Here is a 14,993-nt window from a genome sequence, read left to right on the forward strand (position 1 = left end):
GATTGGCATGATGTTTGGTGGTTGATTGTTATCCATGATTGGCATGATGTTTGGTGGTTGATTGTTATCCATGATTGGCATGATGTTTGGTGGTTGATTGTTATCCATGATTGGCATGATGTTTGGTACTTGAATATTTGGTGGTATTACTTGTGGAATAACTACATTTTCTTTCGATACATTTGGTGACACAATATTCCCTACGTTTTCTTTCTTCACTTGCGGTGACACGATATTTCCTACGTTTTCTTTCTTCACTTGCGGTGACACGATATTTCCTACGTTTTCTTTCTTCACTTGCGGTGACACGATATTTCCTACATTTTCTTTCTTCACTTGCGGTGACACAATATTCCCTATGTTTTCTTTCTTCACTTGCGGTGACACAATATTCCCTACATTTTCTTTCTTCACTTGTGGTGACACGATATTCCCTACATTTTCTTTTTTCACTTGTGGTGACACGATATTCCCTACATTTTCTTTCTTCACTTGTGGTGATACTATATTATCTTTTTTCGTTTGCGGAGAAATAATATTGTTAGGTTTCATTTTAGTAATTTGAGGAGCTATTAACTCGCTTCCTTTTTTAATTACATCTGAAATTTTATATTCTTTTTTCGGTTTTATTGGTGGTTGTGGCGGCTGTGGTAATACATTTATCGAAAACTTTGTGTTTTCTTTTTCCGCCGGTTTTTGTTTTTCTATCACAGCTGGTTTTTGAATAACAGACGGTTTTTCAATTGGTTTTTCAATTGGTTTCTCAATTGGTTTTTCTTTTTGAACTGGCTTTTCTTTCTGTACTTCTTTTTGCGGCTTCACTTGCATTTCCTTCTGCGGTTTTACCTGTACTTCTTTTTGTGTTTGTTGCATAGCAGGCTGCTGTGTAATTGGTGCTGTTTGATACGTAACTTCTTCCTCATCTTCTATTCCAAGTGGAGTTGGTGTTGCTGCAAATTCTTTTTGCTGCACTTCTTTTACGTATTGTTTTGGATGTGCTGAACCTGCCCCAGCATGTTGTTTCACATGAACGCTGTTTGATGGTACTTTAATTTTCATACCTGGCATGATTAAATCTGGATTACTAAGTTGTGTATTTGTTTGTTTCAACGTATCAAAATCCACTCCATACTTTTTCGCAATTTTCCAAAGGGTATCCCCTTTTTGCACAATATGAATTTTCAAATTTTCCCCCTCCTGTATAACTTATCTATAAGTAACAAATCTCATGAAGTAACCCTTTCACGTTAACTTCTTTTCACTTTTATCACTTCTTCTATTTTCAATATAGTTAGAAGTGGAATAAGTATAGAAAAATCACAATGATTTCTTCAAAACAATGTATGCCCATTTCGTTCTCGTTATGATTATATGCATGAAAAAAAGCAACGGGAATCCCGCTGCTTCACACGCGCTCTAACATACGATTTAATGCGAGAATTGCTTCTTCCGTGACTTGTTTATCTACGCTAATAACGTTAATTTCTTCTCCTCTTTCTACCGTTTCAAGCACCCATAATAAGTGTGGCAAGTCGATTCGGTTCATCGTTAGGCACGGACACATAAATGGATTAAGTGAAACAATTTCTTTATCTGGATGTTGCTGAATAATTCGGTTCACCAAATTCATTTCTGTACCAATTGCCCATTTGCTTCCAGATGGGGCTGCTTCAATCATATCAATAATATATTTCGTTGAACCCGCATAATCCGAAGCAGCTACAACTTCATAGCAACATTCCGGATGTACAATAATATTCATATCCGGATGATTTTTTCGTACGTTCTCAATGTTTTTCACAGTAAAGTTTTGATGAACAGAACAATGCCCTTTCCATAAAACCACTTGAATTTCTTCTATATCTCCATCGTACTCTAATGAACCTGTATGTGGGTCCCATACTGCCATTTTATCTAACGGGATACCTAAATCGTATGCTGTATTTCTTCCTAAATGTTGGTCTGGTAAAAAGACGAGACGTTCTTTTTGTGTAAACGCCCAAGATACCATTTGTTTTGCATTAGAAGAAGTTACTGTTGCTCCTCCGTTACGACCACAAAACGCTTTAATCGCAGCTGTAGAGTTTACATACGTTAACGGAATCATCGTATCTCCAAATAATTTTGTGAGCTCTTTCCATGCCCTTTCTGTTTGTTCAATGTCTGCCATATCTGCCATCGAACAACCTGCACGCATATCTGGTAAGATGACAACTTGTTCATCTGTCGTTAACATATCTGCTGTTTCTGCCATAAAGTGAACGCCACAAAATACAATATATTTTGCCTCTTTATTACTCGCTGCAACTTGTGCAAGTTGCAGTGAATCCCCTGCTGCATCTGAAAATTGTACAACTTCATCTTTTTGATAATGATGCCCTGGAATAAATAACGTTTTCCCCATTTTTTCTTTAATTTCACGAACACGCTTTTCCATATCTTCCGTTGACATCGTGTAATAACGCTCTGGTAACACCGTTTCAATTGGCTGTACTTTTTCTAAAATACTCATATACCGTTCTCCCCCTCTAAGCCACTTTCCTTACTCCTCAATATTGAAACTAATATCAAGTGCTTTCACTGAATGCGTTAACGCTCCAAGTGAAATATAATCTACCCCTGTTTTTCCGTATTTCGCTAAATCTTCAATTGTAATGCCTCCTGAAGCTTCCGTAACGATGGCGCTTGGCACAATCTTTGAAAACTCCCGAATCTCATCTGGCGTACGATTATCGAACATAATAATATCCGCACCAGCAGCTACAGCCTCTCTCACTTGTTCCTCAGTTTCTGTTTCTACTTCTACTTTCACCATATGTCCTAATTTTTCTTTCACCGATGTAACAGCTTTTGTAATCGATCCAGCAAAAGCAATGTGATTATCTTTAATCATGACACCATCATATAAACCGAAGCGGTGGTTAAATCCACCTCCGCACACGACTGCATACTTATCAAACATACGTAGTCCTGGCATCGTTTTTCGCGTATCGCAAATGCGTGTATGACTGCTATCTAAAGCAAGAACAGCTTTACGTGTCATCGTCGCTATCCCGCTCATGCGCTGAATAACGTTTAATATAACGCGCTCTGCTGTTAATAACGACGCGATTGGGCCTTGAACCGTTGCTATTATTTCGCCTTTTTCTACAAGATCCCCATCTTTTTTATGCAGCTCAACTTCAATTCTCTCATCAATTAATTTAAATCCCGTTTCAATTACTAAACGTCCCGCAAAGACCCCTGTATCCTTCGCAAGAAACGTTCCTTTCGAAAGCAAGTTATCTGGAAAAATAAGCTGAGATGTTACATCTCTTTCTCCTATATCTTCTAGAAAAAATCGATTTAATGCTTCTTTAACTTTTATCGTGTTCATAAAACCCCTCTTCCCCTCATCACACAAATTGTAGTTTTCTTTTTACTCGAACGACCTCTTTCTTTACTGCATTTCTATCTGGATAATCACTTCGATAATGCCCACCAATGCTTTCTTCTCTTTGCAGAGCTGATATGACTATAAGCTCACAAACCGTTAACATATTTATAAGCGTGATTTCTTCATTTGTAAGAGCATTATGTTGCAATATCATATTGCGAACACCGTACTTACTAAGCCATTTCCTTGCATAAGATAAACTTTGCTCTGTTCGCACAATCCCAACATATTTCATCATGCATCCTTGTATTTCTTCTTTCGCCGGTAAATCATTGAGAACGATAAATTTTTCTTCCTTCTCAGCCAATACGTTTGATCTTTCTTTTGTCGCTTTAGATAAAATGTGTTGTCCGATTCTTTTTCCAAACACAAGACCTTCTAATAATGAATTACTTGCTAATCTATTTGCGCCATGCACACCATTACAAGCTACTTCACCAACTGCGTATAAGTTCGGAATGGATGTTTCCCCATCACAATTCGTTTTCACGCCGCCCATATGAAAATGAGCACCGGGTACGACCGGAATGCGTTTTTCATTTATATCGACACCATTCCTTTTACATATTGATGACACGGTCGGAAAGCGTTGCTCAAAGTCTTGAATCATTTCGATGTTTAAATACACTTTTTCACCCGCAAGTAGCTGTTCATGAATAGCTCTTGCCACTACATCACGAGGCGCTAGATCCTGTTCTGAATGTATATCCATCATAAAACGCTGCCCTTTTCCATTAATAAGGACAGCTCCTTCGCCGCGGACCGCTTCAGAAACGAGGCCGCAACATCGCCCACCCGCGTATAACATCGTCGGATGAAATTGTATAAACTCTAAATCTACAAGCTTCCCGCCCGCGCGGTATACCATTGCAAGTCCATCACCAGTAATTGTCTTATCATTAGAAGTGAAGGCGTATAAACCGCCAATTCCTCCTGTTGCTAACACCGTATAATTTGCATCGTAACGCTTCAGTTCTCCTTCACTATTTCGTGTTAAAACTCCAGCACATTTATCATTTTCTATAATAAAATCGAGCACCATTTCCTGTTCTACTACCGTAACGTACGGAGCTACTTCTTGAATGAAATGCTCTAATAAATTCTTTCCTGTTGCATCGCCACCTGCATGTAAAATACGGCGTTTTCGATGTGCTCCTTCTTTTCCAAGATGAGGACCCGTTTCATCTCCATCAAATTTCATTCCATCGTCAATGAGATTATTTATTTCTTCCAGTCCTTCCTCGACTAAATAACGGACCATTTCTTCATCGTTATAATGACATCCTGCTACTAACGTATCTTCAAAGTGATCATGAGGATCATCATATGTAGCAACAGCTGCCGCAATTCCACCTTGGGCTAAATGTGTATTATTATTACGTTCTGTCCCCTTTGTGATAATAATCACATTCTTTTCGTGACAAATCTCTTTTGCAACACGAAGTGCCGCAACGCCGCTTCCAATAATTAAGACATCTGCACTTGGCATAATTGTTGCCCCCTACTTTACACTTTTCAACTGTCTTGACACCTATATTTACATAGTTTTAAAATAATGACAAGAGTTTTTTTATAATTCTTATTTTCACTACCATTTAAAAAATACAAGAAATGTAACTCTTACTAGAGAGAGGAACTTACACGATGATATATCTTGACTATGCAGCTACTACACCTATGAGCAAAGAAGCGTTACAAACATATATGAGGGCAGCAACACAATACTTTGGAAACGAACAAAGTTTACATGATATTGGAGGAACAGCCTCTTCCTTATTACAAGTTTGCAGAAAAACATTTGCAGAAATGATTGGCGGAAAAGAACAAGGGGTATTCTTCACAAGCGGCGGATCAGAATCGAACTATCTCGCCATTCAATCCCTTCTAAATGCGAAAAGCGGAAAACATATCGTTACGACCCCTATGGAACACGCATCCATTCGAAGTTATTTTCAATCTTTAAAAACGAAGGGCTATACGATTACAGAAATCCCTGTTAATAAAGGTGGGCTTATTGATTTAATAGATTTAGAAGCAGCTATTACAGAGGATACTGTTCTAGCAAGTATACAGCACGGAAACTCTGAAATCGGAACCGTTCAAAACATAGCAGAGATTGGGGCAATTTTAAAAAAACACAATGTTTTATTTCATACGGATTGTGTGCAAACGTTTGGTAAACTTCCTATCCATGTTTTTGAGATGGGGATTGATAGTTTGTCTGTATCAGCACATAAAATATATGGACCAAAAGGTGTCGGCGCTTGCTATATAAATCCGCAAGTTCGCTGGGAACAAATATTTCCAGGAACTTCTCATGAAAAAGGATTTCGCCCTGGTACAGTGAACGTTCCCGGCATCGCGTCTTTTTTAACAGCTTCTGAGAATATATTAAAAAATCAACAAGCAGAGAGCTTGCGTTTTAAAGGGTTACGATCCTACTTTTTAGAGCAATTACAAACACTTCCGCTAGAAATTGAAGTAGAAGGTCATTCTGCTTCTTGTTTACCACATATTATTGGGGTTACAATAAAAGGAATAGAAGGTCAATATACAATGCTAGAGTGCAACCGCCGCGGTATTGCTATTTCTACCGGAAGTGCTTGCCAAGTCGGTAAACAAGAACCTTCGAAAACAATGCTTGCAATTGGAAAAACGTATGAAGAGGCAAAACAATATGTCCGCTTCTCTTTCGGACAACAAACAACGAAAGATCAAATTGATACTACTATTCATGCACTACACACAATTGGAAATCAATTTTATAGAGGTGTTAAATCATAATGAAACAAAATGAACAAAAAAAGATTTTAGGTGAAGAAAGACGACAGCTTATCCTTCAGTGGCTTCTTGCTGCAAATGAACCATTATCGGGAAGTGAACTATCAAAAAAGACGAACGTAAGTAGACAAGTTATCGTGCAAGATATTTCCTTGCTTAAAGCAAGAAATGAACCAATTATTGCAACTGCTCAAGGATATTTATATTTAAAACCACAAACGAAACAACAAACTTTTGAACGCGTAATCGTATGCCAACATAAACCAGCAGAAGTACGTCAAGAGCTTACAATGCTTGTTGACCACGGCGTTACGATTAAAGACGTAAAGGTTGAGCATCCAGTGTACGGTGACTTAACAGCATCCATTATGGTAAGTAATCGCTTTGATGTAGAGCAATATTTACAGAAAATCGAAAACACAAATGCTTCTTACCTGTCGCAGCTAACAGATGGTATTCACTTACATACAATTGAAGCAGATTCTAAAGAAAAGTTAGATGCCGCTTGCGATGCACTAGATAAAGCTGGATTCCTCGTTTATTAATGTAAAGCACAGAGTTTTTATAATTCTCTGTGCTTTTATTTTGTAAGTGATATAATATTGTAATCAATTGTAAAGGAGATCGAATATGGGAATTGAACTCGTTCACTTTAGCACTGGTAAACCGAAACAAATGAAATATGGCGAAGATAAAGAAATGATAACAGGTATATGTAAGGATCCTACAGAAGAAGCTTTTCTCTCAAAAGACGGATTTCGTGGTGATGATGTAGCGGATTTAAAACATCATGGTGGGCCTGATCGCGCTGTTTGTGTATACCCATATGAGCATTACGCACTATGGGAAGAAGAATTTCAAACTACGCTCCCAGCTTCTACATTTGGTGAAAACATTACCGTAACAAATATGTTAGAGCATGATGTTTGCATCGGAGATACATATCAACTAGGTGAAGCAATCATTCAAGTAACACAAGCTCGCGTACCTTGTAGCACTATTTCAAAACGCCTCGGTATTCCTGGCATACTGCCGCGCATTGTAGCAACTGGATTTACTGGCTACCTATGCCGCGTTCTTCAAGAAGGTATCGTGCGTAAAGATTCTAAAATAACATTACTAGAGCGTCATCCAAGTAATGTTTCTGTTCTTTTCTCTAACGCAATCTATTTCCATAATAGAAAAGATAGAGATGGTCTTGAAAAAATTCTTGCTGTCCCAGAACTAGCTGATATTTGGCGTAGTCAGTTAGAGGATCGTCTTGCGAAGTTAAAATAAAAAATCCCGCCTTCTGCAGGTGGGATTTTATTAATTACTACAACCAATAAGAAGAATAACTCCCAAGCACCGTAACAGAAAAACCAAGTGCTTCAAGTTCCTTCGTTACACCCGGCAATAATACGTCATCGTATGCTTTATCGACATCGATTAAGAAAAAGTAATTTCCAAGACCTGTTTTCATCGGGCGAGATTCAATTTTAGATAAATTTAATTTTCTCCATGCGAAAGCTGATAACACTTGATATAGCGCTCCTGCATAATCTGCAGGTAACGTTATCATAAGCGTCGTTTTCTCTCCGCGATTTTCTCCGTTATTTGGGAGTACTGCTTTCTTTTTCTTATGGAGAACAAGGAAACGTGTATGATTGTTTTTATGCGTATGAATACCACTTCTTACAATTGTTAATCCGTATTTTTCTGCTGCTGCTTCATTTGCAATAGCGGCGATTTTTTCTTCAGGATGTTCTTTCACATATTGTGCCGCAGCACTTGTTGATGTCATATCTCGAACGGTTACCCCTTTTAATTCTTCATTTAAAAACTTATGACATTGTGCAATAGCATGCGGGTGAGAATGCACTGCATATACTTCTTCCCACACTTCTGCATACTGCGGATGTACAAGTAAATGCTGCTGAATCGGTACTGTAATTTCCCCTACAATAGAAAGCGGCTGCTCATGTACAAGGTAATCAACCGTTATATTTACCGAACCTTCAATCGCATTTTCTAGCGGTACAACTGCGAAATCTACATTTTCATTTGCAGCTGCATCTATACAATCTGGAATCGTTCGATACGGTACATGCTCTGCTTCCGGAAAAAAACGACTCACCGCCATATTTGTAAATGTTGCCTCTGGTCCTAAATATCCTACTCGAATCATCGTCTTTTCCCTCTCTTTTTCGTTTTCTTACTGTTATACCATACTTTTTTATATTCTTCTATGTAAATTTTGAATATTTAAAAAAAGACTAGCATTCGCTAGTCTAAATGTTTCCTATATTCTCTTTGGGCGAAGAAGAAATAAATGATGCATGCAGCGATGTAAAACAAAATGAATACGCCCACTTTTCTTAATGATCCGTCCATAAAGACAGTATTATGAAACGTATATAACGCAACTGCACTATGCATACTTCCTACTATAATAGGCGCAAAAAATAGCATACATAATTGCCAACGAGAAACCTTCCACACTTCTTCCTTCGTCATTCCAAGTTTAGAAAGTGCCCCGTATTGCTTTCGATCCGATGCAATATTATGAAACCATTTAAAATATACGATGCTACATGAAGTAAGAAAGAATAATATACTAATGAATGAGCCTACAAATAGAGTAATATCGCCGAACTCTTTCATATTCACATATAACTCCATATTACTTCGAAATGCATCATTTGTATCTTGGTTCATATGTTTTCGTAAATCAGCGTTTAATTCCTTCGTATTTTCGATAGCTGGTAATGTGTAGCCTCTATATATCATTTTTTCAGAATCCGGAATTGTATTTGCTATACTTTCAAAATCTTCATCATTCATGACGAAAAAAAGACCATTAATGTGCGAAGGGTGATAGTTAAATTGTACCCCTTCTTTCTGACCGTTAAATGCGAAGGGATGCGTTTGATTCATTACTTGTAATTGAATCTCTTTTTTATCATATACATTCGGATGGTTACGCTTATTATAATAAACAAGTGTAACAGTTCCTTTTTTAGGATGATACGTTTTCTGCTTTTGTTTTCTTGCCTCTTGATTATATTCACTTTCCTTTATAAGCGGCGCTACCTCTGTTTCTCCCTTATTGGACTGAAAAGATGCATACACTCCAACAAAGCTCATAGATTGAAAATCATCATACCCATATTGATGCAGTAATTTTTCAACTGCACCTTCCTCAAAGACTTCATGAGCAGAAGTACCTTTTTCTATGTACGAAAACGAGTGTACTCCTCCGTCCCGCCACATATCTTGCATACTAGAAAAATATAAGAACACGGTACCTGTCGCCGTAACTACAAAAGTCGTTGCCATAGACAACAGAAAGAAAAAGCGACCATTTTCCTTCATTCGATGTGACAATTGATTCACTATAAATAAATACGGATATGTATACATAATTTTTTTATTTCTCTTTATTACTTCTAATATTTGTGTAACGCCATGTGTAAACGAGAAATACGTCCCAAGAGAAATTAATATAACTACCGGAAAAAAGTATAATGCCATCGTTGCCATCGTCACTTGTAGCGCTAACGCATATCCTATCCCTAAACAAGCAAACCCGAATAAACAAAGCCACTTTGATGTTTTCTTCTCTCTTTTATCTGTGCGAAATTCTTTTAATAACCGAATGATTTTTATATTCCATATACGTAAAGCACTTATAAAAGATAAGATAATAAAGACGATCATATACGTAACAAATGTTACACCAATCGCTTTCACGTCAAATATGACAGGGAGTTCTTTCGGAAGACGCATTAGCATGCTAAACACCATGAAAAAGAGTTTCAAAAAGATCATACCAAGCCCAATACCGAAAATATTAGCAAATATCCCAATCAATATTTGTTCGGCCATAATCACTCCTATTACGTTAGACTTCGTTGCGCCCATTAACATATATAACCCTAATTCTTTCTTACGTGCTTCTATGAAAATAGAAGTAGAATACAAAATAAATACGACGAAAAAAGAAATAATGATAACGTTACATATGATAAGTCCCCAGCGGACGTTTTGATACCACATCGTCTCTTGCATATACGGATGTACAATAACAGACATATATGCAAAAGACGCAAATATTGCAAAACAACTACTCAAGAAAAACACTTTATAATTACGCCAATTTCCCTTTATATTTTGTAGCGCTAGTTGCCGAATATTCATCTATCGTCCTCCTGTAACTTACTACATAGGCAAAAAGCTAGAGGTTTCCCTAGCTTTTTACGTGTTTTAAATATCCTCTTTGCGCGATCATAAAGTAAATCGCAGAGGCTAAAATGTATGCTCCAATTACAATCGCACCTGATTTCCATAAATCGATATAAAGCATTTTCCCTAACGTATGAAGGGCAAATCCACTATGAATCGCACCAATCAAAATTGGGATAAAGAAGATAACGCCCATTTGTCGAAGCGCAATTTTACGTATTTCTTTATCTGTCATACCAATTCTCTTCAACGATTTAAACTGAATACGATCTTGTTCTTTATCATTAAACCATTTAAAGTATGTCATACTACAAGCAAAGAAGAAGAACAGTACTGCTACGAAGAAGCCGATGAACATTGTAATTGCTCCTGCTTCTCTTATATTTTTATAAGCAAGCACTGAGCTTTTCAATTCTCCTTGTTTTTCTGGTGCAATTTCCTTCTTCAAATCTAGCACAAGCTCTTCTGTACTTTTCCAATCTTCAATATAATAACCATAATATTTCGTCTTTTCTTCATCTGGTACGAGCTTTGCATATTTCTCAAAATCTTGATCATTCACAATGAGATAATTGTCATCATTAAACACCGAATATGAAGTTGGTTCATTTAGCTGAACAAACTGTTTTTGGCCATTCATTGTAACTTCATATGGCTTCGTACGATCTATCTTCACTAAATCATTCGTCATATCACTCATGATCATCGTCGCACTACCTGGTGCATTATGAACTTCGCTAATTTCTTCCCTTTTTTGTTTACGCACTTCCGCATTATATACTTTCTCTGAAATAATGGCAGTTGGTACTTCATGCTCACTGTTAAAAAACGTTACCTTCTGCGTTGCAGGTAGTTTTACAAAATTTAATTCTCGTGCATCTTCAAATCCATGTTTTTTTACAATTTCTTGTACTGTATCTTCATTAATAATGTTATGTGTATTTACTCCCTTTTCCTCATATGAAATAGCATGAGGCGTAATATCTACCGTTTTCGCACTCATATTTTCAAAATATACGTACAGTGTACCAACTGCTGAAGATACAACCGCCGTAATGATAGAAATGACAAATAGAAAACGAGCATTATCTTTCATTTTATAAATAAGATTGCTAAGGACGAACATGTTTGGATATGTATAAAATGATTGTTTTCTTTTTTGCAACGCTTTTAATATGACTGTACTACCTTGTGTAAACAGTAAATATGTTCCGCCAATTGTCAGCCCTACAATCGGTAAAAAATACATCATGAAATTCATAATTGTTACTTGGAAACAAAGGACATATGCAGCAATGATACATCCTATACCTGCTACACATAACCATGTAAATGCAAAAGGCTCCATTTTTTGTTTTCTTGCTTCTCTTAACAAATCAATAATTTGCAAGCGTCCTACTGTCCAAACACTAAACAATGATAGAATTAAAAAGAGAATAAAGTATATACCGGCTGTAATAAGAACTGCTTTACTATTCCATACAAGTGGAAGTGTTTTATCTATTTTCAATAATACACTTAATGCTTGGAAGAAAAGTTTGGAGCAAAGCATTCCAATCCCAATACCTACTACAATCGCAATACTACCTAACATCATTTGCTCTAATATAATCATTCGGCCAAGTTGAGATTTCGTTCCACCTATTAATGTTAGTAGACCAAATTCTTTTTTTCTTGCTCGTAAAAACGTTGAATTTGCATATAAAATAAAGAGTGCTGAGAAGATGACTACAATATAATTCATCGATTCTAATCCTTTTGTAACCATCGTCTTCATACTAATATTACCGCTTACTATATCTGGGTGATAAATAAAAGAAGCATACATGAAAAATACGACAATCGATAAACAACTACTAATAAGAAACGCTTTATAATTACGCCAATTTCCTTTTACGTTATTAAGCGCGAGCTGGCGAAAGTTCATGATATTCTCCTCCTAGCATCGCAAGTACGTCCAAAATTTCTTGGAAAAAGGCTTGTTTCGTTCTCCCTTTATGTATTTCCGAGAAAATTTCTCCATCGCGTATGAAGAGGATACGTTCGCAATAACTAGCCGCTACTGGATCATGCGTTACCATTGCAATTGTCACTTTCTTTTGCTCATGTAAATCTTGCAGCGCTCCCATTAATGATTTCGCTGATTTTGAATCTAAGTTTCCAGTTGGTTCATCTGCTAAAATTAGCGTCGGTTCGTGAATAATTGCTCTTGCAGCTGCTGCACGTTGTTGTTGTCCGCCTGATACTTCATATACTTTTTTATTTAAAATTTCTTCGATGTTTAAAAACTTCGCAATTTCCAACACTTTCGTATCAATTTCATTTACAGATTTCTTCGCCATTACAAGCGGTAAAATGATGTTTTCTTTAATCGATAACGTATCAAGTAAGTTGAAATCTTGGAAGATGAATCCTAAATGTGTACGGCGAAACTCTGCTAATTTTGCAGCACGCATTTGATTAATTTCTTCCCCATTTACAAGCACATGACCTGAAGTTTGCTTATCAATTGTTGCTAATAAATTTAAAAGTGTTGTTTTTCCGCTTCCTGAAGGACCCATAATCCCTACAAATTCGCCTTCTTCAATTTTAAAATTTATATCATTTAAAGCAGTCGTCGCTACTGAACCTTTCGATTGATACACCTTTGTTAATCCTTTTACTTCAAGAACACTCATTTCTAATCCCCCTATGTGTTTTCTTCTTACATTTACTATAAGAAAAATAAGAAAAAGAAACGAGTGATTTTCCTTACAAAACGTTTTGTTATCTTACAGTTTTGTCATTTTTCTCATTAATGTATGATATTCTTCATCTTTTGCAAATTGGAACGTGAATGTCGTTCCTTCTCCTTCAACCGATTGCACATAAATTCCATGATGTAAATTATCACAAATTTCCTTTGTAATATATAACCCCATCCCAGTCGCTTCTCTCGTTTTACGGCCATTTACCCCCGTAAAGAATGGATCAAATATACGCTTTACATCTTGCTCTGGAATACCAATTCCATTATCCCTAATATGTAATAACACCTTTTGATCTTTCTCTTCAATTTGAAATTGAATTTCTTTTTTCCCTGCTTCTGAAATTTTTGTATACTTAATTGCGTTTACAACAATTTGACCGATAGCAATACTCAGCCATTTTCTATCCGATGCAACCATACAAGCATCTTCTTCAAACATCACTTTCGGAAATACAGAAGATTGAATGAAAGACTTTCTATTTTCATTGATAATGCCTCGAATGACATCTATCACATTTACTACTTCTACTTTATAATCTTTTGCAAACTGCTCTAGTCTTGCCATATGTAACGCTAAATCTAAACCATTTAGTATGCGGTTATTTTCTTCACGAATACTTTCAACTGTTTCTCTCGCTTCACGATGCTCTTTACCAAACTTCTGCAATACTAATTCAATAACAGATACTGGTGTTTTCATTTGATGAATCCACTGGTTCATAAATATCATTTGCTGTTGCTCTTTCGCATGCTGTTTATGAACTTCATTCATATATTGCTGCCTTAACAACGTAAAAGACTCAACGACCATCTCTTGCTCTGACGTATAAGAAGTATCGATAAGTAAAGAGTCATGTAATGTATTTCCACTGGCAACATATTGTTCTATTCTCTTTAAAAACACACTTCGTTTTCGGTAATCGTAAATAAGGTATACACTAAACACAACTGTCCCTAATAAAAGTCCATATAACCACGTACTCCAGTCAAGTGACCGCTTTTCTAAAAGACTTTGTAACTGCAATACGAGCCCAAATAAACAAAGGCTTATAATGTAAGAAAGGATTAAGGAAAAACGATCTATGAGGTAACTTTTAACCTTCATGCCCTTCGCCCCACTCAGTTAGAAGAGCATAACCATACCCACGCTTTGTGACAATTGCATTTTTAATACCTAGCTCCTCTAATTTCTTCCTTACACGCTTTACATTCACAGTTAATGTATTATCGTCAACAAAAGCTACTTCATCCCATAAAGCCTCTAGCAACTCTTCACGCGTTACGTATTGATTTGCTTGTTTCATTAAACATTCTAATAAATAAAACTCATTTTTTGTCAGTTCCGTTTGTTGCCCTTTCCATTCTACTGTGTGCTGTGATGGGAATAATAACAACCCATTAACACCTAAACAATCACTTTCCGCTGCCAAAGCATACTCACCATATCCACGGCGAAGTGCACTCTTCACCTTTGCCATTACGATATCTAAATGGAATGGCTTCGTAATATAATCATCTCCACCATTCTCAATCGCCATCACTTGATCCATTTCGCCTGTTCTTGCAGAAACAAAAATAATCGGTGCATTCGATACAGTACGGATTTGACGACACCAATAGAAACCATCAAAGTACGGTAAATTAATATCAAGTAATACGAGATGAGGATTTATTTTCACAAACTCATCTTTTATTTGACGTAAATCGCTCGTCCTAAATGATTGATAGCCATACCTTTCTAAATGTTCCTCTAATATTTCTGCAATTTTTTCATCATCTTCCACAATTAATATTTTATACATG

The 14,993-nt window shown here is 36.6% G+C and carries 12 protein-coding genes and 1 pseudogene; 3 read left to right on the forward strand and 10 right to left on the reverse strand.

What is annotated here, in order from left to right:
- The 4 genes and pseudogenes from exsA to nadB form a co-directional block, all read right to left on the reverse strand.
- Nucleotides 1-1,185, reverse strand: a pseudogene (gene exsA / locus MR065_RS17570) (spore coat assembly protein ExsA); the annotation flags it as partial.
- 220 nt (nt 1,186-1,405) lie between these two features.
- Nucleotides 1,406-2,512 (reverse strand): quinolinate synthase NadA, encoded by a 1,107-nt coding sequence (gene nadA / locus MR065_RS17575; RefSeq protein WP_242214566.1) that lies wholly within the window; start codon nt 2,510-2,512, stop codon nt 1,406-1,408.
- 30 nt (nt 2,513-2,542) lie between these two features.
- A complete protein-coding gene (gene nadC, locus MR065_RS17580; RefSeq protein WP_242214567.1) occupies nt 2,543-3,376 on the reverse strand; it encodes a carboxylating nicotinate-nucleotide diphosphorylase in 834 nt (277 codons plus the stop codon).
- Between the two features lie 19 nt (nt 3,377-3,395).
- Nucleotides 3,396-4,925 carry an L-aspartate oxidase gene (gene nadB, locus MR065_RS17585; protein WP_242214568.1) on the reverse strand — a complete coding sequence of 510 codons (1,530 nt, stop codon included), beginning with the start codon at nt 4,923-4,925 and terminating at the stop codon, nt 3,396-3,398.
- A 155-nt stretch (nt 4,926-5,080) separates the two neighbouring features.
- Here nadB and MR065_RS17590 point away from each other — a divergent pair, with 155 nt between their 5' ends.
- From MR065_RS17590 to MR065_RS17600, 3 genes are all read left to right on the forward strand, one after another.
- Complete coding sequence (locus tag MR065_RS17590; protein WP_242214569.1) at nt 5,081-6,220, forward strand: IscS subfamily cysteine desulfurase; 1,140 nt, start codon at nt 5,081-5,083, stop codon at nt 6,218-6,220.
- Nucleotides 6,220-6,762, forward strand: coding sequence for a transcription repressor NadR (locus MR065_RS17595; RefSeq protein WP_242214570.1), 543 nt, complete (start codon nt 6,220-6,222; stop codon nt 6,760-6,762). The genes MR065_RS17590 and MR065_RS17595 overlap by 1 nt, the downstream gene beginning before the upstream one ends.
- Before the next feature lie 85 nt (nt 6,763-6,847).
- On the forward strand, nt 6,848-7,495 hold the full coding sequence (locus MR065_RS17600; RefSeq protein ID WP_242214571.1) for an MOSC domain-containing protein: 648 nt from the start codon (nt 6,848-6,850) through the stop codon (nt 7,493-7,495).
- 37 nt (nt 7,496-7,532) lie between these two features.
- On the opposite strand, the gene pheA is transcribed toward MR065_RS17600, so the two are convergent.
- The 6 genes from pheA to MR065_RS17630 form a co-directional block, all read right to left on the reverse strand.
- Nucleotides 7,533-8,384: a prephenate dehydratase gene (gene pheA, locus MR065_RS17605; RefSeq protein WP_242214572.1), complete on the reverse strand. Its 852-nt coding sequence runs from the start codon at nt 8,382-8,384 to the stop codon at nt 7,533-7,535.
- 98 nt (nt 8,385-8,482) lie between these two features.
- Nucleotides 8,483-10,396 (reverse strand): ABC transporter permease, encoded by a 1,914-nt coding sequence (locus tag MR065_RS17610; RefSeq protein WP_242214573.1) that lies wholly within the window; start codon nt 10,394-10,396, stop codon nt 8,483-8,485.
- Between the two features lie 49 nt (nt 10,397-10,445).
- Nucleotides 10,446-12,368, reverse strand: coding sequence for an ABC transporter permease (locus MR065_RS17615; RefSeq protein ID WP_242214574.1), 1,923 nt, complete (start codon nt 12,366-12,368; stop codon nt 10,446-10,448).
- A complete protein-coding gene (locus MR065_RS17620; RefSeq protein WP_088230692.1) occupies nt 12,343-13,119 on the reverse strand; it encodes an ABC transporter ATP-binding protein in 777 nt (258 codons plus the stop codon). Before MR065_RS17620 ends, MR065_RS17615 begins: the two co-directional genes overlap by 26 nt.
- A gap of 93 nt (nt 13,120-13,212) precedes the next feature.
- Complete coding sequence (locus MR065_RS17625) at nt 13,213-14,295, reverse strand: HAMP domain-containing histidine kinase (RefSeq protein WP_242214575.1); 1,083 nt, start codon at nt 14,293-14,295, stop codon at nt 13,213-13,215.
- On the reverse strand, nt 14,285-14,992 hold the full coding sequence (locus tag MR065_RS17630; protein ID WP_097905995.1) for a response regulator transcription factor: 708 nt from the start codon (nt 14,990-14,992) through the stop codon (nt 14,285-14,287). The genes MR065_RS17625 and MR065_RS17630 overlap by 11 nt, the downstream gene beginning before the upstream one ends.
- Nucleotide 14,993: the final 1 nt, after the last annotated feature.

The organism is Bacillus cereus group sp. BfR-BA-01383 (assembly GCF_022663495.1).
Lineage (GTDB): Bacteria > Bacillota > Bacilli > Bacillales > Bacillaceae_G > Bacillus_A > Bacillus_A cereus_AU.